Raw genomic sequence first — 23,221 nt, forward strand, 5'->3', positions numbered from 1 at the left:
TAAAAAAGAACAATTATAAAATGAACGTAATAATTATAGAAGACGAAAAACCATCAGCACGACGTTTACAGCGCATGCTGCAAAAATTAAATTTAGAAGCCAAAACCATGTTGCATTCCGTTGAGGAATCCATCAACTGGTTTCAAAACAACCCACATCCGGATTTAATATTTTTAGACATCCAATTAAGCGATGGCCTATCCTTCGAAATTTTTGAAGCTGTCAACATTAAAAGTGCCGTTGTTTTCACCACAGCTTACGATGAGTATGCGCTTCAGGCCTTTAAATTAAACAGCATCGACTACTTGTTAAAACCCATTGACGAAGACGATTTGGCAACGGCCGTAAAAAAATACCAAGATCGCGCACCCCAAAAACAAGCCGTTACCCTAGATTTTAACGATATAAAAAAACTCCTTATAAACCCGATTGATAGAGAATACAAAAAACGGTTTTCGGTAAAAGTAGGGCAGCACTTAAAACTCATCAATATCGATGATATCGAGTGTTTTTATAGTGAAAACAAAGGCACGTATTTGTACACCAACGAAGGGCGAAACTATCTTTTGGATACCACTTTGGAGTTGTTGGAAAACGAGTTGGAGCCACAAACCTTTTACCGTATCAATCGTAAGTTTTTTGTAAATATCAATGCCATAAAAGATATGGTGAGCTATTCCAACTCGCGCTTGCAAATTAAACTCCATTCCTATAAAGAACAGGACGTTATTGTAGCCCGTGAGCGCGTTAAGGATTTTAAGGCTTGGTTGGAGTGATTTTTCACAAATAACCATTCCTCTTTTCAGATAATCTTAAATTTAAAAAAATTAAAACAGCTTATTTTTTCAATGCCGTTAATTCCGCAATTTTGCAAATGACCTCGGTGGCTTTTATCATGCTTTCAACAGGCACATACTCATAACGCCCATGAAAGTTATGTCCGCCAGCAAAAATATTAGGACAAGGTAATCCCATATAACTTAACTGCGAGCCATCGGTACCACCACGAATGGCTTTTATTAAGGGCTCTATGTTTAATTGTTTCATGGCTTCTTCAGCAATATCAACAATATGCATAACAGGTTCAATTTTTTCTTTCATGTTGTAATACTGGTCTTTTATTTCAACAACAATGGCTTCTGTTTCGTATTGCGAGTTTAGCTCATTCGCCAGCTTTTCAAACAACGCTTTTCTGGCTTCAAACTTTTTCATATCGTGGTCGCGAATAATATATTCTAAAACGGTTTCCTCCACTTTTCCGGTCATATTGCTCAAATGGAAAAACCCTTGGTAACCCTCAGTGTGTTCCGGGGTTTCCATTCGCGGCAACGAGTTGATGAATTCGGTTGCGATGTACATGGAGTTTATCAATTTCCCTTTCGCATATCCTGGGTGTACAATTTTCCCTTTCACTTTAACTTTGGCACTGGCCGCATTAAAATTCTCGTATTCCAATTCCCCAATTTGGCTACCGTCCATAGTGTAAGCCCAATCTGCGCCAAATTTTTCTACGTCAAACTTGTGCGCACCACGGCCAATTTCTTCATCCGGCGTAAACCCGACACGTATTTTACCGTGTTTAATGTCTGGGTTGTTAATTAAGTATTCCATGGCCGAAACAATTTCGCAAACACCCGCTTTATCATCGGCGCCCAAAAGCGTTGTGCCATCGGTAGTAATTAGGGTTTGCCCGATGTATTGACGCAAATCCTCAAAATAATCTGGAGATAGAACTATGTTTTCTTCCTTATTCAATAAGATATCGCCACCGTGGTAATTCTCAAAAATTTGAGGTTTTACATTGGCACCCGTAAAATCTGGCGAGGTATCAAAATGAGAAATAAACCCAATAGTTGGCACATCGTGTTCTACATTACTTGGTAGCGTTGCCATGATGTAGGCGTTATCGTCAATGGTAACCTCGTGCATGCCAATGGATTTAAGTTCTTCGGCCAGCTTATTGGCCAAGTCCCATTGTTTTTGGGTACTTGGTGTGGTGTTGGAATTGGGGTCCGATTCAGTGTCAATAGTCACGTAACTTATAAATCGTTTTATAAGGCCTTCTTTTGAAATCATTCTATAATATTTTGGTGAGAAAATTAATTGCTCATTTAGGGGTTAAAGTTACGACTTATAAGTTTTTTAGCTTTTGAATTGCTCATTTTTTTAATTAGAAGTATTTTTGCATAAATAATACTGATGTATAAATTATTACTTCGTCCGCTATTCTTTTTATTCGACCCCGAAAAGATTCATCATTTTACGTTTTCATTAATAAAATTCACGTCTAAAATCCCTGGATTTACGTCTATATTTAAGGGTTTGCATATTGTGAATGACAAACGCTTAGAACGAAAAGTATTCGGGTTAACCTTTAAAAACCCGGTAGGTTTAGCGGCAGGTTTCGATAAAAACGCGGTATTGTATAATGAGTTGGCAAACTTCGGATTTGGTTTTATCGAAATTGGTACGGTAACCCCAAAGGCACAAGCCGGAAACCCCAAAAAAAGATTGTTTCGGTTAAAAAATGACCAAGGTATTATTAACCGCATGGGTTTTAACAATGAAGGATTGGATGCCGCAATTAACCAATTAAAAAAGAATAAAGGCCAACTGATTATTGGTGGAAATATTGGCAAAAACACCCAAACAAAACCTGAAGATTATACCAAAGATTATTTGGAGTGCTTCAACGCCTTGCATCCCTATGTTGACTATTTTGTGCTTAATGTAAGTTGCCCGAATGTGGGTAGCCATGCCAAATTAAATGACAAAGATTATTTGGAAGAATTAATTGGCGCGGTACAAAATGCCAATAAAACTTTTGGGAAACAGAAACCGATTCTTTTAAAAATTGCACCGGATTTAAATACGATACAGTTGGATGAAATTATTCAATTGGTGGCCGACACCAAATTGGATGGTGTAATTGCCAGCAATACCTCGATGGACAGAAGCGAACTAAAAGCCACAGAGCAACAATTAAAAGCTATTGGTAACGGTGGTTTAAGTGGCCAACCGATTAAAGAAAAAAGCACAAAAGTTATTAAATATCTTTCCGAAAACAGTAATAAGGCCTTTCCCATTATTGGTGTTGGCGGTGTGCATTCAGCCCAAGATGCTCTGGAAAAAATTAATGCTGGCGCCGATTTAATACAAGTTTACACAGGTTTTATATACGAAGGGCCGCGTTTAATTAAAGCGATAAACCAAGCGATTTTAAAAGAAAGTTAATTCGTTGATTTCTGGTTTATTATGCTGAGGCTTGTTTCCTTTTTATGGGATTTGGAATTTCCTTTTTTTGGAATTTCAATCTTTATTTAATGAATTTTTTCAGAACCCTTGATTTACCATCGTTTAAAATAAGCAAATAAGTCCCTGAAGATAAGTTGCTCACATCTATGGGTTGGTTTGAAACGGCGCCAGATAAAAATGTTTGTCCCACCAAACTAGAAATTTCGAAATTTGAAACCAATTCAGAATCGTTGGTTTTTATGTATAGCAAGTCTTCTTTAACAGGATTTGGGTATACTATAAAACTCTCGTCCGATATAGGTACATAAATCGTTTTGATAAACACATCATCGATGGCAATATCGCCTTCCCAACTTGAACCTCTAACCGCTCTAAATCTAACTTTTATGGTTTGATTGGTAAATGACGACAAATTTACAGACATGGTTAAAAACGCATCGTTTTGACTCTTTTGTTGATTCCCACTAATGGCGGGGATAACATCGTTAATGTAACCATCTTTGGTTTTTACATCCACATGCAATTCACCAATGCCTTTTCCAAACATGTGGTATGAAAATTCAAGTTCAGAGTTTTCTTTGTCAACAGTGAAACAAGGTGAAATAAATTCGGCAATATCACCTGGGTTGGAACCAGAGGCTTCGGCGTAAATATATTTTCCTAAAATTTCTGTGTTCGAATTATCACTATTTGGGCCTGTGTTTTCTGTTGAGGTTTCGCCAAAATTAACATACCAGTTATAACCGTTTTCAGACACATCGTTGACTGTCCAACCCTTATCTCCCGCCACTTCAAAATCGTCAAAATCTTCATTTAGCATATCGGGTTGTGTCCCGACTTTAATATATTTTGAATAGGTTTTACTAATGGACTTTGATTTGTTTGAAACCTTTAGCGTCACATCGTAAATCCCAGCAGAGTAAATATGTATTGGGTTTTTAGTGGTGTAATCTATAACACCGTCAGAATCAATGTCCCATTCCCATTGCGTTATATTTTCACAGCTACTTTTAAACTGAACCGTTAAATCTTCTTCGCAGGTTTGGCTAACATCCGTAACAAAATCGGCATTAAATGACGGGCAGGACAAATAGTTTTTAGTCGTCATAAAAAAAGCGTACATACGTGCCAATTGTTGCTCTGTAAAATGCGTTCTGCACCCTTTTTTGGAATACGACATTATATTTTGAGTATCGGGTTTGAAGGCAGCTCCGTTTGCATCGGTTTCCGTACCAATATATTCGCAAAAATTGTTTACGTTTTTGTCTGTAAGTTTAGGGTCGGCTGGTGTATCACAGATGCCATCGCCCGTAGTATCGCAATTACTACCATCAACCAACTCTTTGGTTAAAGTATCGTTTTTTGGCCCGTGGGTATGTATCAATGAAAAAAAATGGCCCATTTCGTGCTCTAGCGTAGAATCGTTGGTAACACAATCGTTTTTTAATACAATAACATCCTTTCTCGCCACATTATTGCTGAAACCACAAATAATTTCATTAGAATCATTCTTGATGTAATCGGTAAAATAAATATTGATTAAACCAGCAACATTGTATTTTTCGGTTAGTGTGGTTTCATCTTTTTTATCAAAAAAGCACAATTTATCATCATCGATATAATTAAGGCCATCGCATAGGAAAAATTCCATGAACGCATCTTTATAAATGGCATTTAAATTAGAAATCGCATCGTCAAGCTCCGAAACGCTAAGACCACCCGTTCCATTGGAATGTCTTATAATATGTGCTTTTATCGGAATGGCGTTAATAGTTTTTTTAGGAGTATCACCCTTACTGTACTTAGCATTTAAAAACGCTTGCTCGAAAGTTTGAAGTTGAGGCTTTATACTTTGAATGTATTTTATGGAAGCTTCCGAAGTTGTTGTGCCACAATCAGTTGCCGTGTTTTGACCATACAGCAAACCCATGGTGGTAAAACCAACTAAACAAAAAAGAATAGTAATTCTTGAAGTAAAAATATTCATTCGGGGCAAACATTTGCTCAAATGTATATTTTATCGCAAATTATGAATAATAAAAACGTTTAAGCGTTATATTTTATCGCTTATCTATAATTATCAACTTAAAATCAATGGATTACTAGTTTTTTGGTCGTGCTCTTTTTCGTGGACTTTAAATTTAAAAGGTAAACACCCGTGTTTAAATGCGATAAATCAATTTCTAATTTAGACAGACCTTTTCCAATGGGTATGTTTTTAACCAATCGTCCTAATATATTATAAACTTGAACTGACTTTAAATCACTGTTTTTAAGGTTTGAAAGCGTAATTTTGCCTTTTGACGGGTTTGGATAGATGGAAACATGTTCTAAAACGTCAATATCATCATTACTTAAAGTAGAATCGATATAATTAAAGGTTACCGTGCCAATTCTATGGCTCATATTAGAGTTTACACCATCAAAAGGCGGCTGGTTTAACAAACTTGTAATAACACCTAAAGGATTGGATGCGGGATTACTTCCAGAATAGCCATTGCCGTCTTCTGTACCGGCATCGTATGGAAACACATCTAACGTAAAAGAAGCTTTCCACCCGTTATTTACAGCATTGTTTCCAGATCTTAAATTTTCACTATTAATGGCAATAAACCAATCGGGGCTAGGGGCAATCATTGAAGCGAGACTTACAAAAGGGTAATCTGAACTTATCTGAATGTTTTTTGTAATAGTGCCTTGAGCCGCGTTTAATCCGGAACCGATTACAAATTTATCGGCATCGGCATTGGCAGTTACTTCGTTTTGAAAAGCAGTTGTGTCGCCTGTTTCCGCTATCGATTCTATTCCAGCGGAAGCAGTGGCTCCCATTTCCAAAATGGAGTTTGCAGTTTGATGCGTAGCAATAGCTAGAGGCGACCAATGCGGATTACTTGGTAGAGGAATAGTGCTAATGCCGTTTACGGGATCTTCAGTTGGGGTCTCCCAAAAACTCTCAAAAACAATGCTGTAATTTGCAACACTTTGCGCAAAGCTATTAATGGAAATAAACACACAAAATAGTAAGACTGTAAACGAAGTATAGTTTTTCATGAGTTTAATAGCTTAGTGGTTTAATAAATATTTAAGTCTGATTAAATTGCAATCCCTTACAAAATAATAGTATTTTTATGGTCGAATATTTAAGTGTTAAATGCCTAAAAAAGTAAAGATAATTGAATGCCCACGCGATGCCATGCAAGGTATTAAGGCATTTATTCCAACAGCTAACAAAGTGCAATATATCCAATCGTTATTACGTGTTGGATTTGACACCATAGATTTTGGAAGTTTCGTATCGCCAAAAGCCATCCCGCAAATGGTGGATACGGCCGAAGTTTTAGCGCAATTGGATTTAAGCAAAACCACCAGTAAATTATTGGCCATTGTAGCCAACCAAAGAGGTGCTGAAAATGCATCAATCCACAAAGAAATCGATTATTTAGGCTATCCGTTTTCAATATCAGAAAACTTTCAAATGCGTAATACACATAAAACGATAGCGCAATCGGTTTCGATTTTAGAAGGCATTTTAAATATCGCCGACCAAAGCAATAAGGAAGTCGTGGTTTATATTTCCATGGGGTTTGGGAATCCTTACGGCGATCCGTGGGACGTGAATATAGTAGGCGAGTGGACCGAACGCTTAAATAAAATGGGTGTTAAAATTTTATCGTTAAGCGATACCGTGGGCACTTCAAACCCCGAAAGCATCAGCTATTTATTTTCACATTTAATACCACAATACCCGCATATTGAGTTTGGTGCGCATTTACACACCACCCCATCTACTTGGTTCGAAAAGGTAGATGCCGCTTATAAAGCAGGTTGCATGCGTTTTGATGGCGCCATACAAGGTTTTGGTGGATGCCCCATGGCAAAAGATGAGTTAACGGGCAATATGCCAACCGAAAAACTATTATCCTACTTCACGTCGCAAAAAAACAATAGTTTAAACGCCCTTAGTTTTGAGAGCGCATACAACGAGGCTTCAAAAATATTTAATAACTATCATTGATTTTTTTTAAATGACTTGTTTCATTTTCACTTCATTAACTTTTTAAGTTAAATTTTATTTAAAATAATTCTAAATAAACTTTGCTAAAGTCATTTTCATTTTTACTTTTGCAATCGAAAATCATAATCTATTTATAATTAGTCTAAATAAAGACAATAAATTTAACCAATGAAAAGAGTCATTACAATTTCAGCAATTTTTATCAGTGCATTTGCTTTTGCACAAACGGTAAGTCAAGATACGACTTCAACAAAAAACCAACAGCAAAACGCTGCACAAAACATAATAAACGGTACCGCTTCTAATGGGATAACCGTTGGCGGATACGCACAAATTGACTACAACCAGCCAGAAGGTGCAAACGGTAAAATGGACGTGCACCGTATGGTTATGCTTTTAGGTTACAAGTTTAACGACAAGGTGCAATTTGTTACCGAAATTGAATACGAACACGTTAAGGAAGTGTACATCGAGCAAGCATTTTTAAACTACAGCTTAAACGATAACCTTAATATTCGTGGTGGTTTAATGTTGGTGCCAATGGGTATTGTAAACGAATATCACGAGCCAACAACTTATAATGGTGTAGAACGACCAAATGTTGATAAAAGCATTGTGCCATCAACATGGAGAGAAATTGGAGTAGGTGTAACCGGCAGATTTAACAACGCCAATTTACGTTACCAAGCCTATATTTTTAACGGATTCACATCCTTAAACGGTACCAAAACTTTGGGCGGAAGCAACGGTTTGCGTAACGGCCGTCAAAAAGGAGCGGAATCTACAATAAACACGCCAAACCTTTCGGCAAAAGTAGATTACTACGGCATCCAAGGATTGCGTTTGGGCCTTTCAGGATACTTTGGTCGCACACAAGCTGAGGACGATGTAGACATGATTGACGGCGCAGACGTAGGTATCTCTATGTTTGGTTTAGATGCCCGTTACATCAACAAGCGTTTCTCGGCAAGAGGGCAATACATCCACGCATTAATTAGCGATGCAACAGCTTACAACAATTTAAACAGTGCCAATTTGGGTAGCGAGCTTAAAGGATGGTATGCCGAAGCTGCATACAACTTATTGCCACTTACAAACCAACAAAAACTGGATGCGTTTGTACGTTACGAGCAGTACGATACCCATGCCGCAACACAAGATGCAGGCATTGCCAGAAACCTAGGTTACAACAGAAACGAGTGGACCACAGGTTTAAGCTACCACGTAGCAAACGGCGCGGTGGTAAAAGCAGATTACCAAATTTTAGATAACGCTGCCATTGGCAACAAATCAATGGGGCAGTTAAACTTCGGAATTGGAGTTTGGTTCTAAAAATGTAATAATAATTTGGGCGTTACCCAAAAGGGTCGGGCTTTCGGCAGTCGCTCCCTCCTACGTCGGGGAGCTTCAACAAACGCCTCAATCCCTAACGCGGGCCAGCACAATGGCAAATTAAATAAAGTTTCCTCGGAGTCACCCTCCGAGGTTTCTGCTAAAATTGTTTTCCCTTCAAAATGGGAATTATTAAAATTGAGCGCCGTCATTGTATTTGGTTTGTAATAAAATAAAAAAGAATACTTTTGTAGCATGAATATTAAATACCTTTCAATATCGATAACGGTGCTTTTTTTAATGGCTTTCGGACTTCCAAAAAACATTCAAAAAAAAGTAGATAAAGAAATTAAAAGTACTTTTAATATCGAAACCTTTTCGTTTAATGCCAAAATAATCCCGCCCGAAATCGCAAAAAACCTACCTTCAAAATTCGAAGAAAATAATTTATTTAAAATAGAAACGGACAGCGAACTTTTAGGATACGCTTACGTTGCAAAAGCACCAAGTAAAACCGATGAGTTTGATTATTTGGTATTACTCGATAAAAACTTGGTGGTTTTAAAAGCCAAAGTACTCATATATCGCGAAGATTATGGCGCCGAAATTGGCAGCAAACGCTGGTTAAAACAATTTACAGGTAAAACCCAAACCGATAGCTTAAATTATGGCGATAATATAGTCGCTATTTCGGGCGCAACCATTTCGGTACGCTCCATGACAAATGCCATGAACAACTTATTAAAATCTTTAAAAATCCTTCATTCAAAAAACATATTGTAAATGCAACTAAACGGATTAATATTTACGCTTCCCAAAGAGATTAAATTATTAATCGGTGCTTTTATTATTGTATTAAGTATTGGGTTTTTTACGGGATTATTGTTTGTTGGCGAAACATCTTCAACAAATCCAAATGGCATTGAAGAGCAATATTTAGGAAACGAAGACGATGAAAACGCCACCGTGATGCGCTTTAAAAAAAGCGATCAAGAAATGCTAACCTTGGTGCACAACCACATTTTATCCATGGCTATTATTTTCTTTTTGGTTGGGCTTTTGGTTGCCATAACCAAATTAAATAACAAGCTTAAAATATTCTTAATTGTGGAGCCATTTGTTTCGGTCGTGCTCACTTTTGGCGGACTTTACCTCTTGTGGAAAGGCATGCTCTGGATGAAGTATATTGTTATGTTTTCCGGTATTTTAATGACCCTTACTTATTCGTTATCCGTATTAATTGTATTTAAACAATTATTTCAAAAAAGATAATTAGCATGCTGTTTTCCTGAATGCTGAACACCAACTCAAAAACATTATACTTACTTGAAATTCCGATAGCGTCGTAAGCAGCGATTTTCAGAAATAATGAGCTGTAAAAATAATGTTGGAATTCCAAATAAGGATTATAAAATAAAAGCCAAATAAATATCCTAAATAGTAATGCACTAAAGCGAATGGTGCACAGCAATTTCCTGATAAATCGTTTTGATTTTTTGGTTCGTTTTGTATCCAGACAAAATGAACGTATCAAAAAAAGTATTAACTACAGAACACGCAATGTTTTTTCCGTATTTTTATTCAATTATGCGATGGATTACCTTTTTTATAATAATAATTTTCAGCAACTCAGTTTCAGCTAAAGAATGGAGAAACCTAAAAACCTACCAGAAAACCACTGAAAAGCAAAATCTTTCACCATCCGATTGGTTAAAATCAGACCGACTAAAAAACACCCTGGTTTGGCAACGCGCCAACCACTATAACTTAACCCATAATTTACCAAAAGAATACGTCAATATTAAAGAGCGCAAAGCTTTTTACATGTGGTTGTATAACGAACTCGATAAAAAAGGACACGAGGTGGTTTGGGTTAAAATGGCGCATTTCATTTCCACCAAATTGCATAAAATGGAATCTTTTCCCTTTGACATATTTACCAGCAAAAGAATTTTAGGGTACGCCAACAGGGGTAGCAAATTGGTTTTTAACGATGCTTTTGTGCCTTTGAATTCAATATACCAATCTCATAAAATCTATACGGGCCCTAACGCTGTACAATGGGATAAGGATATGCTGTACCAAGAGCAGTATTTTTGGATTGCACCTATTTACAAAACCATGGACGAACGAAGCCTGAAAAAGTTTCAGCGTATTGCTAAAGGAACATTTTTATATGCGTGGGTGGTGCCAAAGGCCATTCGGTTTAAAGGCAACCTTTCAAATGCCGAGGCGCGATATAAATACGCCTTCAATACATTGAGAACGTATTGCAAAAACAGATACAAATAATTAACAATTACTTGATATTTATATTGTATATTTGCACGCAATTTAACGTTAATTGCAAAATGACTTCACAACAAAATAAAATATTAGGAGAAGGTTTAACATACGACGACGTTCTTTTGGTCCCAGCATTCTCAGAAGTACTTCCTCGCGAGGTTAATATTCAAACCAAATTCACACGCAACATTACCATTAACGTGCCCATTATTTCGGCGGCCATGGATACCGTTACCGAAAGTAAAATGGCCATTGCTATGGCGCAAGAAGGCGGCATTGGTGTACTGCACAAAAACATGACAATTGAAGAGCAGGCCTTAAAAGTTAGAAGGGTAAAGCGTGCGGAAAGCGGTATGATTATTGATCCGGTTACTTTACCACTCAATGCAAAGGTTGGCGATGCTAAACAATATATGGCCGAATATGGTATTGGAGGTATTCCTATTGTTAGCGAAGACCGTACATTAAAAGGTATTGTTACCAATCGCGATTTGCGTTTCGAACACGATAACACGCGGCTAATTAGCGAGGTTATGACGAGTGAAAATCTAGTAACATCGGCTATAGGCACCTCGTTGCAAGATGCTGAAAAGATTCTCCAAAAACATAAAATTGAAAAGTTACTTATTGTTGATGATAACTTTAAACTATCTGGTTTAATTACCTTTAGGGATATTACAAAAGTTACCCAAAAACCAAATGCCAATAAAGACCAATACGGTCGTTTACGTGTGGCTGCGGCCATTGGCGTTACCGGTGATGCGGTTGAAAGGGCAGAAGCTTTAGTAAACGCCGGTGTTGATGCCGTAGTTATCGATACGGCGCATGGGCACACAAAAGGCGTAGTGTTGGTGTTAAAAGAAATAAAATCCAAATTCCCAGAGCTTGATGTTATTGTGGGCAATATTGCAACGGCCGAAGCAGCAAGATATTTGGTTGATGCCGGTGCCGATGCTGTAAAAGTGGGCATAGGCCCAGGTTCAATTTGTACCACGCGAGTAATTGCAGGGGTTGGTTTTCCGCAATTTTCGGCAGTTATTGAAGTCGCTGAAGCTATAAAAGGAAGTGGTGTTCCGGTAATTGCAGATGGCGGCATCCGTTATACTGGCGATATACCCAAAGCGATTGCTGCGGGAGCAGATACAGTGATGCTTGGTTCTCTATTAGCGGGTACCAAAGAATCTCCCGGTGAAACCATTATTTACGAAGGCCGAAAGTTTAAATCGTATCGAGGTATGGGTTCTGTGGAAGCGATGAAACAAGGTAGCAAAGACCGTTACTTTCAAGATGTTGAAGACGATATTAAAAAATTAGTACCCGAAGGTATTGTGGGGCGTGTACCTTATAAAGGCGATTTATATGAAAGCATTCACCAGTTTATTGGCGGTTTACGCGCAGGAATGGGATATTGTGGTGCCAAAGACATCGCGACGCTAAAAGAAACCGGGCGGTTTGTAAAAATCACGGCAAGTGGCATTAACGAAAGCCATCCGCACGACGTTACCATTACCAAAGAATCTCCTAATTATTCAAGGTAGTTTTAATAGGCTTTTTGAGCTTATTTATTAACGGGTTTTCATTTATTTTATAAGAAGATATAAAAAAAGCGCATAGAATAAATGCGCTTTTACTTTTGCTATTAATCATAGGGATTTACAATAAGTATGTTGTCAATCTCAACGATGTAGCAAATGTATGATGATAAATCGTTAAAAAAATTGATGTATGATAATAAATTCAGTTACTCGATAATTCTTTTCTAATTCGGCTTAAACTTTCTGTGGTAATACCCAAATAAGACGCAATGTGGTAGTTTTTTAAACATTGTTGGATATTGTGAAACGTCTTAACAAAATTAATGTAGCGCTCGGTTGCAGATTGCGATAAACCTGCCAGAATTCGTTTTTGGAAAGATGCAAAAGCGCGTTCCAATTTTATTCTAAAAAAGGTTTCTACTTTGGGTATTTTCGCATATAAAAACTCTTTGTCTTCTTTCGATATGCGGTACAACGTAGCGTCTTGCAAGACCTCTATAGTTAATATGGCTTTTGATTTTGAAAAAAATGCCGTGAAATCGCTAATCCACCAATCAGTAAAACCAAACTGTACCGTGTATTCCTTTCCTTTGGAATTTATATGAAACGAACGCAAACAGCCATCTTCAATATAATATTGGGCGTCAACCACGTCGCCGGCCTTTAAAAGTATTGCGCCTTTTTTGTGAGTTTCTTTATGGAACAAAGCATCAATAATCTTTATTTCTTGATTTGAGAAAGTAAGATTTTTAAATATTTTTTTTGCTATGGAATTTTGAGTATCCACCCTGAGTAAATTAAACCTTTAAAGTACGAAAAATCGCTTTATACACATATTAAAGTCGTTGTATTATATGATAAACTAGTCAATCTACTTTAATGCAAAAAAACACATTGCTTTTATGATGAGATTCCTTCCTTTTAATATCATCTAATACTTTACTGTGTTGAAAATAAGTCTGTTGAGATTTTGTAAATTAACAATTAAAGGTTTTAATTACCTGCTTAAGTACGTTAAAACTATAACAGGAGCCGTCTTAATTATGCTTCATAAATAATAAGTTTTCAATTCTTTTTCTATTTTAGTTGTATGCAAGAGGATTTTCTACATTACGTCTGGCAACACAAAAAATTTGATGCATCTAATTTAAAAACCACCGATGCAGAACCGGTTTCCATTGTTTCAGTTGGACAACACAATAGGAATTCAGGACCTGATTTTTTTAACGCCCAACTAAAAATTGACGACCAGCTTTGGGCGGGAAATGTAGAAATTCATATTAAATCTTCCGATTGGTTTTTGCACAATCACGAGCAAGACAAGGCTTATGATAATGTAATTCTACACGTGGTTTGGGAACACGATACCAATATTTACAGAAAGAATAACACGGCAATTCCCACTTTGGAGCTGAAAGCGTATACCTTTAAATCGGCATTAAAAAACTACCGACAATTATTTTCGAAAACCAATAAGTGGATTAATTGCGAAAACGATTTTAAAAGTGTTGATGATTTTATAATCCAAAACTGGTTGGAGCGCTTATATTTTGAGCGTTTAGAGCGGAAATCTGAAGATATAAACCAGCTTTTAAAAACATCAAAAAACGATTGGGAAGCGATTTTGTTTAAAATGCTTGCTAAAAATTTCGGACTTAAAGTTAACGCCGATGCTTTTTTAAGTATGGCAAATACCGTGGATTTTTCCATGATTAGAAAACTGCAAAACAACCAAACCAGTTTGGAAGCTTTGTTTTTTGGGCAGGCCGATTTATTAATTGGCGATGTTGAAGATGCCTATTTTCAAAATTTAGCCAAAGAGTATCAATTTTTAAAACAGAAATTTACGTTAAACAATCAAAATATAACGCCCGTTCAGTTTTTCAGGTTACGGCCACCAAACTTCCCAACCGTTCGTTTATCGCAATTGGCAAGTCTGTACCACAAAGAGCAAAACCTGTTTTCAAAACTCAATAACATAAACAATATTGAAGATTTTTATATGCTATTTTCGGTACAAACATCTGCGTTTTGGGAATCGCACTATACCTTCGACAAAGTTTCAAAAACATCAAAAAAACAACTCACAAAAGCGTTTATCGATTTATTGATGATCAATACCATTATTCCCATAAAATTCGCATACGCCAAGTATCGAGGCAAACAGGTTGAAGCGGATATCGTAAAACTAATGCGGCACATTTCTTCAGAAAAAAACAGTGTTATAGAAAAATTCAATGCGCTTAAAAAAGTATCGACTTCAGCTTTGCAATCACAAGCTCTGCTTCAGCTAAAAAACGAATATTGCACTAAAAATAAGTGCTTGCAATGTGCTATAGGAAATACACTTTTAAACAAATAAACGTATAAACTTTTAAACTAAAAAAGTTAGTGTTAAATTGCAACATGAACATTTTTTACAAACCATTATTGTTTTTTCAGAAGCACGGATATTATGTTTGTCAGCGTATAGCCGACAGGTTTGGTATTAGGGCTAAAGTGGTGCGCACCACGTTTATGTATCTTACTTTTGTAACGGTTGGTTTTGGTTTTGCGCTGTACTTATTTTTGGCCTTTTGGATGCATGTTAAAGATTTGGTTTATACAAAACGCTCATCGGTTTTTGATTTATGAATCCACTAATAAAAATTTTTAGAACAAAAATCTATACGGCAATTTTTCTGTTGATTCTATTGGTGGGCATTGGTGTTGTTGGCTTTAAATCGATGTCCTATTACACCTGGATCGATGCACTTTACATGACCGTTATAACCATTACAACCGTTGGTTTTAAAGAAGTGCACCCACTAGACGACGCCACAAAAATATTCACCATATTTTTAATTTTAACCAGTGTTTTTATTTTGGGGTATGCCTTATCCGTAATCACCGAATATATTTTAAGCAAGAATAATTTTGAAGAATTAAAACAAAAAAAGATGCAGAAAAAGATTGATAACTTAAAAAATCACATTATAATTTGTGGTTACGGAAGAAATGGGAGACAAGCTGCAAGAAAATTATTAGCCTACAATAAACCATTTGTTATTGTTGAAAAAGACAAAGAATTGGTCGATAAAGTTGGAAACGAAGAAACCCCGTTTGTTTTGGGTAATGCTAGTGAAGACGAAACTTTAATACAGGCAGGCATTGATAGGGCATCGTGCTTAATAACGGCTTTGCCAAACGATGCCGATAATTTGTTTATCGTCCTTTCTGCCAGACAAATAAACAAGGATATAAATATTATAAGTCGCGCCTCTCAAGAAACCTCATATAAAAAATTAAAACTTGCAGGTGCCAATAATGTTATTTTGCCAGATAAAATTGGTGGCGATCACATGGCGTCCTTGGTTGTGGTTCCGGGGTTAATGGAGTTTGTAGATAACCTTTCAATCGTTGGGAAATCAAATATAAATATTGAAGAGATTGCCGTTGAAAAATTAACCAAGGAAATTAAAACCATTAAGGATTTAGACCTCAGAAAAAAAACAGGTTGCTCGGTGATTGGCTATAAAAATGAAAACGGAGAATACATCGTAAACCCAGAGGCGGATTTAGATCTTGCCCCTCATTCAAAAATTATTGTTTTAGGCCGACCCGAACAAATTGAACTGCTTAATTCTGTGTATAATATTAATTAACGTATTCGCTATTTAACAACCAATTGTTTTAAAAAATCAATTATTTTTAGCATCTTGCTAGCTTTAAATATTTATTCCTTAATAAAACTAACTAACAATAGACAATTATGAAGAAGTGTCTTCTTTCAATTTTCACCTTATTATTACCCATTTTAACATACGCACAAGAAATAGAAGAACTAAGCTTTGGCCAACGCATCGATAGGGCTTTCCAGCCTATTGCCGATTGGTGGGAAGGCTTCGTTTTAACGTCTGTAAGTTTGGGCGAATACAACGTGCCTTTTGTGGTTATTTTATTGGTTTTGGGCGCTACTTTTTTTACCGTTTATTTTGGATTTCCCAATATCCGAAGATTCCCTTTGGCCATAAATACGGTTCGAGGAAAATATGATGATGTTGAAGGTGGTCACCACGCCGAAAATAAAGTTGCCGTTAATATTGTTGATGGCGACTTGCCGGACACGATTAGAGATGAAAGTAAAGAAGGGGAAGTAAGCCATTTTCAAGCTTTGGCAACGGCCGTTTCGGGTACTGTAGGTTTAGGTAATATCGCTGGGGTTGCCGTAGCTATTGCCATTGGTGGACCGGGTGCCACTTTTTGGATGATCGTTTGTGGTTTAATTGGGATGTCCACGAAATTTGTTGAATGTACACTGGGTGTAAAATATAGAGATGTAGGAGAAGACGGAACCGTTTATGGCGGCCCCATGTATTACTTGTCAAAAGGATTACAAGAGCGCGGTTTTAAAGGTATAGGGAAATTTTTAGCGGTACTGTTTGCCATACTTTGTGTTGGCGCTTCCTTTGGTGGTGGTAATGCATTTCAGTCCAATCAAGCGGCTCAACAATTATCCGATTTAGTGGGATGGAACTTTCAAACCGCTGGATTTTGGATTGGCTTGGTAATTGCCATAATTGTTGCGGTTGTAATTATTGGAGGCATAAAAAGAATAGCCAATGTAACCGAAAAAATAGTGCCTTTTATGGCAGGTATTTATGTGTTGGCAGCCTTAATTATTATTGGAGCTAATTATAGATTTATCGATGATGCCTTTTCCTTAATTTTAGAAGGAGCCTTTACGCCCATGGCGGGATTAGGCGGTATAGTTGGAGTGCTTATTGTAGGTTTTCAACGTGCGGCTTTCTCCAACGAGGCGGGAGCAGGTTCTGCAGCCATAGCGCATTCTGCCGTAAAAACAAAGTATCCAGCTTCAGAAGGTGTTGTGGCGCTGTTGGAGCCTTTTATCGATACTGTGGTTATTTGTACCATGACAGCCTTGGTAATTATCTTTTTTAATATGGATGATGCATCAACGGTTCAAGCGGCATTCACTTATGGAGGAGACGGTGCGGGAAATGTTATTTTAAACGAAACAGGTAGGGCTGTTGGCGGTGTAGAACTTACCTCAAGGGCTTTTGATGCGGTAATTCCTCATTTTTCTTATGTGTTAACGGTTGCCATTATTTTGTTTGCTTTTTCAACCATGATATCTTGGTCGTATTACGGATTGCAGTCTTGGAAATTTTTATTCGGTAGAGGAAAGGGAGCGGATTTAGCCTATAAAGTATTGTTTTTATTGTTTGTAGTTATTGGGGCTTCAACCACGCTTGATGCGGTTATAAAATTCTCTGATGCCATGATTTTAGCATTGGTTTTCCCTAACATGATTGGGCTTTTCTTCTTGTTTCCTAAAGTAAAAGAAGAAATGAGTAAATATTTGGGCGCTATAAAAGCGAGCAAAGAGGAGAAGTAATTATATAAAATGAAACAGCCATAACTGAATTTTTGTCAAGTAACGATAATTATAATATGGATGTTACATCGGACTAATTAAAAATAAATTTATACAGATGAAATCCCATTTCACGTTTTCTAAAGAGCAGCGAAATGGGATTTTTTTATTAATACTTTTAATCATAATATTACAGGGTGTTTATTTTTTTGTGGTCCCGTTAACCGCAGGGAACGATGTAAAAGAACTCTCGGTAAATCGAGAAGAACTCAAAAAATTCCAAAAAGAAATTGACTCCCTTAAACAGGTTGAACTTGAAGCGAGGCAACCAAAAATATATCCTTTCAATCCCAACTATATCACCGATTATAAAGGCGCTTCCCTGGGTATGTCAAACGAAGAAATAGACCGATTGCACGCTTTTAGGAAACAGGATAAATGGGTGAATAGTACTGAGGAATTTCAACAGGTAACCAAAATATCCGATTCGCTTTTAAATGCCATATCGCCCTATTTTAAATTCCCCGATTGGGTTACAAATCCTAAGCCAAAAGCCAATGTAATGGTTTACAATAATACGCCAAAAACCTTCGCTCAAAAACAAGATTTAAACACGGCAACGGCAAAACAACTTCAAAAAGTAAATGGGGTGGGCGCCTATTATTCAGAGCGTATTGTAAAATTCAGAAATACATTTTCCGGTGGATTTATCGCCGATGTTCAGCTACAGGATGTTTACGGATTAACTCCCGAAGTCATCGAAAAAATTACGGAACAGTTTACCGTTAAAACCCCAAGGACTGTCAAAAAAATCAATATAAACGAGGCTGCGATTGAAGACCTTGTTACCATTCAGCACATCGATTACGATTTGGCACACGATATTGTTGAGCAACGCCAATTAAGAGACGGATACAAATCCTTGGATGAACTAAAAAAAGTAAACGGCTTTCCTGTAAATAAATTCGAGATAATTAAATTATATTTGTCGATTGAATAAGGCTATTGAATAGAAAGAAAAAAAACGCTAATGGATACAATGTACTTCACCGAAGAGCATCAACTTTTTAGAAAAAGTTTGCAGGATTTTTTAACCAAAGAAGTCGTTCCGCATATTGACAAATGGGAAAGCACCGGAAATATCGAACACTTCATTTGGAAAAAAATGGGCGATATGGGCTTTTTTGGCATCAATTACCCTGAGGCTTATGGCGGACTGAATCTAGACCTTTTCTACACCGTTATTCTTCTTGAAGAACTTCAAAAAATAAACTCCGGTGGTTTTGCCGCGGCCATTTGGGCGCACTGCTATTTGGCCATGACGCATCTTAATGCCGAGGGCAACCACGATATAAAAGAACGCTATTTGGCACCGAGTATTGCTGGCGATAAAATAGGGTGTTTGTGCATTACCGAACCTTTTGGCGGTAGCGATGTGGCAGGCATGCGTACCACAGCCGTTAAACATGGCGACCATTATATTATAAACGGATCGAAAACTTTTATTACCAATGGAGTGGTTAGCGACTATTTAGTTGTGGCAGCCAAAACAAATCCGGAATTGGGTAACAAAGGCATTAGTATTTTTGTTATCGATAGGGGAACCGCTGGTGTATCTGCCACCAAATTAGATAAGTTGGGTTGGCGCGCTTCCGATACCGGAGAAATAGCCTTCGATAATGTAAAGGTGCCGGCAACCAATTTGTTGGGCGAAGAAAATAAAGGCTTTCCGTACATCATGCAGCATTTCTCGTTAGAGCGTTTAATTATGGGCGTAAACGCACACGCCAGAGCAGAATACGCTTTGGAATATGCGCTAAAATATATGTCTGAACGTATGGCTTTCGGAACGTCCATCGATAAATTTCAGGCGCTACGCCACACCGCAGCCGAACTTTATGCCGATATGGAAATTTGCAAAACCTTTAACTACGCGGTGGCTTACAGATTAAACAAAGGCGAATACGTGGTAAAAGAAGCGTCGATGTCTAAGCTTAAATCCACCAAAATGGCCGACGAGGTTATTTACCAGTGCCTACAGTTTTTGGGCGGTTACGGTTATATGGAAGATTACCCCATGGCAAGACTGCTGCGCGACAGCCGCTTAGGGCCAATAGGCGGTGGTACTTCCGAGATTTTAAGGGAAATATTGGCAAAAATCATCATTGATAAAAAGGAGTACAAACCGGCAACTTAAATGTTTTGGGCGTTACCCCGTTTGGTCGCTAAGGCTCCCGAAGCGGGGTCGGGCTTTCCACTGTATCTTTTTTTTACGTCATAGCGAGGAGTCAGCGACGTGGCTATTTGCCAAATTTTAGTTCTAAATTAAAGGGTGTTTTATGTCTTTCAAAAAAAGGATGCCGTTGCAATCCCTAACGCGCTTATTTGCTATCCTGTTTTTTTAATTTAAAGTTAGGTTTTTTTGGAAAGGTTAGTTTAACGGTCTAGTATAAGAATAGTAGCGGATTTGAGAGAGGCAGATTTTCCGAAGGAAAATCGGACGCAAGCAAATCAGCACGGACTTATAGATTGAGGAATAAACTTACGCATTATTTTTATACAATGTTGGCAATAGTTATTTTATTCTTTTTCCGAGTTTATATTGTTTTTTAGTTTCCGTTCCATCTTCTTTTAGACAATATTCTGTTCCGTTTTTCTTTCCATTAATATACTCACAACGAAAAGTCATTTTTTCTCCACCATCTCTATAACCCAATTCAATTCCGTGTTTTTTCTTTCCTAAATATTGACAACTATAAGATACTTTTCCATTTGTAAATTGTTCTCGAAGTATTTTTATTCCGTCATCGTTATAGGTATGAATTTCAAAAATTTCTTTCTGAAGGTTGTACATGATTTTTTTAGAAAGAACATTGGGCTTATTTGGATTGTAAATAGTTTTTGTCGAAAGTCTTTTTTCTTTACCGTTGAAATATAAATAGCTGTATAAAATAATACCATTTTCAAATTCCTCTTCATAAACTAAATGTTCATTTTTACGTTTGACTTGAGCAATTCCTGTAAAGAGTTCGTCGTCAATGACTTTATAAACCAAATTATTCTCAATGTAGACTTCTTTCATTCCGATTATTTCTTGCGAAATCAGTTTGTTGAAAGTAAAAAACATTAATAAAATCAGTAGGTTTCTCATTTGGTTTTAATTATTGCCAATGCTTTACTGATATGAAATCGTTTTAACGTTTTTTTATCAGCCGTTAAACGAAGTTATCATTTTTTTCTGACAAAATCAAGTGCCGTTTTTCATTAAAAAACCACTTTAAAAAAATAATAACTTTTATAATTGTGGATTTAAAATTACTTTTTATATTTGCATCCTGAAAATTCTAAAAGAGAGGAGGTTAAGACACTATGTTAATAATACCAGTAAAAGAAGGAGAAAATATAGATAGAGCGTTAAAGCGTTACAAGCGTAAGTTTGTAAGAACAACGGTAAAAAACCAGTTGCAAGAACGCAAGCAGTTTAACAAACCTTCAGTTGTACGTAGAGCTCAAGTTCAAAAAGCACAGTACATTCAACGTTTAAGAGATGCAGAAGAAGTATAATATCTGCCACTTATAATATAAAAATCCCGCAATTTGCGGGATTTTTTTGTTTAAAATTTTATAAATTACAACACCATATTTTAAAAAAACCGGAAACCTAAATAGTTGCGATTAAAAGCTAAAAAGCACATACGCCGCATCTCCGTGAATCAACCAAAATGCAATCCGTTAAAATCGGCGATCGGGATAATTATCGAGACCTGCCAAAAAGAAACCAATTAAACCAAGATTCAATAAAACATTGTATCTTGAACTCTGAACTCTGAACTCTGAATCTTGAACTCTGAACTCTGAACCTTGAACATGACATTCAAATCCTTCACAGATTATCTATTGTTAGAAAAAAACTATTCGGCATTAACAGTAAATGCCTATCAAAACGATTTGGAAAATTTTTCAGCATTCATAAAAACCGAATTCGAAACCCATACCATTAATAAGGTCAATTATCCGCAAATAAGACATTGGATAGTTTCCTTGGTGGAAAGCGGACTAGCAAACCGAAGTGTTAACCGGAAAATATCAGCCTTAAGCACCTATTATAAATTTCTTTTAAAAATTGGCGAAATTGAAACCAATCCACTTTCCAAACACAAGGCCTTAAAAACGAGTAAAAAAATTCAAGTCCCTTTTTCAGAAGACGAAATAATGAAGGTTTTGAATGATATGCATTTTGATGATGATTTTGAGGGCATTCGCAACAAACTAATCATCGAATTGTTTTACACCACCGGCATAAGACGCATAGAACTGATTGAGCTCCAGCTAACCAGTCTTAATTTAGATAATAAAACGTTAAAAGTGTTGGGAAAGAGAAATAAAGAACGCATCGTTCCGTTATTAAATTCAGTTACCAAAACAATAAAACAATATTTAATTTCAAGAAGTAAATTAGAACGTATTGCAGATGCCGATATGCTGTTTTTAACGAAAAAAGGAGTTAAAATATACGAAACACTTGTTTACAGAATAATAAATGATTATTTTAGTTTGGCATCATCCAAAGTAAAAAAGAGTCCACATATATTAAGGCATTCATTTGCAACTCATTTACTTAATCAAGGTGCCGATTTAAATGCGGTAAAAGAGCTTTTGGGGCACACCAGTTTGGCGGCAACACAAGTTTATACGCACAATAGTATAGCTGAACTTAAAAAAGTGCACGTAAAAGCACACCCTAGGAGTGAAAAATAAAAGTTTGTTTGTCTAACCTAATAAAAAGAACATGTAACGAGCCATAATAATAGGTAAATGCTATTTAACATGATTATGGGCAAATTACATTTGATCAATTTAATAACCTAAAAAAGAATAACCGATGAAAGTAAACACACAATCAGTTAATTTTAACGCAGATCAAAAGTTAATAGATTTTATTCAAAAACGCATGGATAAATTGGATATGTTTTATGATAAAGTAATAAAATCTGATGTTTATTTAAAAGTAGAAAACACTAGCGATAAGGAAAATAAAGTCTTTGAGGCTAGGGTAAGTGTTCCGGGAGATAGCTTTGTTGTAAAAAAACAGTGTAAAAGTTTTGAAGAGGGCGCAGATATGGCTGTTTCGTCGTTAGAAAGGCAACTAAAAAAGCGAAAAGAAAAATTAAGAGCACATTTATAATAAAATTTCTTAAAAAATGTTTTGAATAAAAAAATAAATCTCTACATTTGCAGTCCGTTAGAAATAGCGGGCTTTTTTTATGCTAAAAAAGTGTAAAAAAGCCGATGTAGCTCAGCTGGCTAGAGCAGCTGATTTGTAATCAGCAGGTCGTGGGTTCGAGTCCCTCCATCGGCTCTAAAATTGAAATATTGAAAACGTTTGAAATTCAAGGTTTTAAAGTCCGGATTTCGAATAGT

The 23,221-nt window shown here is 36.6% G+C and carries 22 protein-coding genes and 1 tRNA gene; 18 read left to right on the forward strand and 5 right to left on the reverse strand.

Annotated features, from left to right (window positions below; translation table 11 throughout):
* Positions 1–20 precede the first annotated feature (20 nt).
* Entirely contained in the window at positions 21–776 is a 756-nt protein-coding gene (locus ACN5J7_RS05085; RefSeq protein ID WP_418603077.1) for a LytR/AlgR family response regulator transcription factor, read from the forward strand.
* A gap of 61 nt (positions 777–837) precedes the next feature.
* On the opposite strand, the gene pepT is transcribed toward ACN5J7_RS05085, so the two are convergent.
* Entirely contained in the window at positions 838–2,076 is a 1,239-nt protein-coding gene (gene pepT / locus ACN5J7_RS05090) for a peptidase T (protein WP_418603078.1), read from the reverse strand.
* Positions 2,077–2,199: 123 nt separating this feature from the next.
* Here pepT and ACN5J7_RS05095 point away from each other — a divergent pair, with 123 nt between their 5' ends.
* Positions 2,200–3,234, forward strand: coding sequence for a quinone-dependent dihydroorotate dehydrogenase (locus ACN5J7_RS05095; RefSeq protein WP_418603079.1), 1,035 nt, complete (start codon positions 2,200–2,202; stop codon positions 3,232–3,234).
* A gap of 82 nt (positions 3,235–3,316) precedes the next feature.
* Here the strand turns inward: ACN5J7_RS05095 and ACN5J7_RS05100 are convergent, their stop codons facing one another.
* A complete protein-coding gene (locus ACN5J7_RS05100; RefSeq protein ID WP_418603080.1) occupies positions 3,317–5,242 on the reverse strand; it encodes a T9SS type A sorting domain-containing protein in 1,926 nt (641 codons plus the stop codon).
* Between the two features lie 104 nt (positions 5,243–5,346).
* Complete coding sequence (locus ACN5J7_RS05105) at positions 5,347–6,306, reverse strand: spondin domain-containing protein (protein ID WP_418603081.1); 960 nt, start codon at positions 6,304–6,306, stop codon at positions 5,347–5,349.
* Between the two features lie 100 nt (positions 6,307–6,406).
* Here ACN5J7_RS05105 and ACN5J7_RS05110 point away from each other — a divergent pair, with 100 nt between their 5' ends.
* The 6 genes from ACN5J7_RS05110 (at position 6,407) to guaB (ending at position 12,426) form a co-directional block, all read left to right on the forward strand.
* Positions 6,407–7,270, forward strand: a complete 864-nt coding sequence (locus ACN5J7_RS05110; protein WP_418603082.1) for a hydroxymethylglutaryl-CoA lyase — start codon at positions 6,407–6,409, stop codon at positions 7,268–7,270.
* 168 nt (positions 7,271–7,438) lie between these two features.
* Positions 7,439–8,602, forward strand: a complete 1,164-nt coding sequence (locus tag ACN5J7_RS05115) for a hypothetical protein (protein WP_418603083.1) — start codon at positions 7,439–7,441, stop codon at positions 8,600–8,602.
* A gap of 255 nt (positions 8,603–8,857) precedes the next feature.
* Positions 8,858–9,385 (forward strand): FMN-binding protein, encoded by a 528-nt coding sequence (locus ACN5J7_RS05120; RefSeq protein WP_418603084.1) that lies wholly within the window; start codon positions 8,858–8,860, stop codon positions 9,383–9,385.
* A complete protein-coding gene (locus tag ACN5J7_RS05125) occupies positions 9,386–9,874 on the forward strand; it encodes a hypothetical protein (protein ID WP_418603085.1) in 489 nt (162 codons plus the stop codon).
* Between the two features lie 249 nt (positions 9,875–10,123).
* A complete protein-coding gene (locus ACN5J7_RS05130) occupies positions 10,124–10,894 on the forward strand; it encodes an Insecticidal toxin complex protein (protein ID WP_418603086.1) in 771 nt (256 codons plus the stop codon).
* Between the two features lie 59 nt (positions 10,895–10,953).
* On the forward strand, positions 10,954–12,426 hold the full coding sequence (gene guaB, locus ACN5J7_RS05135) for an IMP dehydrogenase (protein ID WP_418603087.1): 1,473 nt from the start codon (positions 10,954–10,956) through the stop codon (positions 12,424–12,426).
* 199 nt (positions 12,427–12,625) lie between these two features.
* On the opposite strand, the gene ACN5J7_RS05140 is transcribed toward guaB, so the two are convergent.
* Positions 12,626–13,210: a Crp/Fnr family transcriptional regulator gene (locus tag ACN5J7_RS05140; protein ID WP_418603088.1), complete on the reverse strand. Its 585-nt coding sequence runs from the start codon at positions 13,208–13,210 to the stop codon at positions 12,626–12,628.
* A gap of 303 nt (positions 13,211–13,513) precedes the next feature.
* On the opposite strand from ACN5J7_RS05140, the gene ACN5J7_RS05145 reads away from it, so the two are divergent.
* The 6 genes from ACN5J7_RS05145 (at position 13,514) to ACN5J7_RS05170 (ending at position 19,997) form a co-directional block, all read left to right on the forward strand.
* A complete protein-coding gene (locus ACN5J7_RS05145; RefSeq protein ID WP_418603089.1) occupies positions 13,514–14,785 on the forward strand; it encodes a DUF2851 family protein in 1,272 nt (423 codons plus the stop codon).
* Positions 14,786–14,829: 44 nt separating this feature from the next.
* On the forward strand, positions 14,830–15,057 hold the full coding sequence (locus ACN5J7_RS05150) for a PspC domain-containing protein (RefSeq protein ID WP_311941535.1): 228 nt from the start codon (positions 14,830–14,832) through the stop codon (positions 15,055–15,057).
* Positions 15,054–16,067 carry a potassium channel protein gene (locus tag ACN5J7_RS05155; protein ID WP_311941538.1) on the forward strand — a complete coding sequence of 338 codons (1,014 nt, stop codon included), beginning with the start codon at positions 15,054–15,056 and terminating at the stop codon, positions 16,065–16,067. Before ACN5J7_RS05150 ends, ACN5J7_RS05155 begins: the two co-directional genes overlap by 4 nt.
* A 107-nt stretch (positions 16,068–16,174) precedes the next feature.
* The gene (locus ACN5J7_RS05160) at positions 16,175–17,821 is read left to right on the forward strand and encodes an alanine/glycine:cation symporter family protein (RefSeq protein ID WP_418603090.1); all 1,647 of its coding nucleotides are present in this window, start codon (positions 16,175–16,177) and stop codon (positions 17,819–17,821) included.
* Between the two features lie 97 nt (positions 17,822–17,918).
* Entirely contained in the window at positions 17,919–18,800 is an 882-nt protein-coding gene (locus ACN5J7_RS05165; RefSeq protein WP_418603091.1) for a ComEA family DNA-binding protein, read from the forward strand.
* Between the two features lie 30 nt (positions 18,801–18,830).
* Positions 18,831–19,997 carry an acyl-CoA dehydrogenase family protein gene (locus ACN5J7_RS05170; protein WP_311941544.1) on the forward strand — a complete coding sequence of 389 codons (1,167 nt, stop codon included), beginning with the start codon at positions 18,831–18,833 and terminating at the stop codon, positions 19,995–19,997.
* Positions 19,998–20,375: 378 nt separating this feature from the next.
* On the opposite strand, the gene ACN5J7_RS05175 is transcribed toward ACN5J7_RS05170, so the two are convergent.
* Positions 20,376–20,882 (reverse strand): hypothetical protein, encoded by a 507-nt coding sequence (locus ACN5J7_RS05175; protein ID WP_418603092.1) that lies wholly within the window; start codon positions 20,880–20,882, stop codon positions 20,376–20,378.
* Between the two features lie 287 nt (positions 20,883–21,169).
* On the opposite strand from ACN5J7_RS05175, the gene rpsU reads away from it, so the two are divergent.
* From rpsU to ACN5J7_RS05195, 4 genes are all read left to right on the forward strand, one after another.
* A complete protein-coding gene (rpsU, locus tag ACN5J7_RS05180; RefSeq protein ID WP_311941551.1) occupies positions 21,170–21,364 on the forward strand; it encodes a 30S ribosomal protein S21 in 195 nt (64 codons plus the stop codon).
* A 303-nt stretch (positions 21,365–21,667) separates the two neighbouring features.
* Positions 21,668–22,558 (forward strand): tyrosine-type recombinase/integrase, encoded by an 891-nt coding sequence (locus tag ACN5J7_RS05185; protein ID WP_311941554.1) that lies wholly within the window; start codon positions 21,668–21,670, stop codon positions 22,556–22,558.
* A gap of 124 nt (positions 22,559–22,682) precedes the next feature.
* A complete protein-coding gene (hpf, locus tag ACN5J7_RS05190; RefSeq protein WP_311941556.1) occupies positions 22,683–22,985 on the forward strand; it encodes a ribosome hibernation-promoting factor, HPF/YfiA family in 303 nt (100 codons plus the stop codon).
* Positions 22,986–23,085: 100 nt separating this feature from the next.
* Positions 23,086–23,159 (forward strand) — tRNA-Thr (locus tag ACN5J7_RS05195).
* Positions 23,160–23,221 lie beyond the last annotated feature (62 nt).

Source organism: Hwangdonia sp., assembly GCF_048381975.1.
Taxonomy (GTDB): domain Bacteria; phylum Bacteroidota; class Bacteroidia; order Flavobacteriales; family Flavobacteriaceae; genus Hwangdonia; species Hwangdonia seohaensis.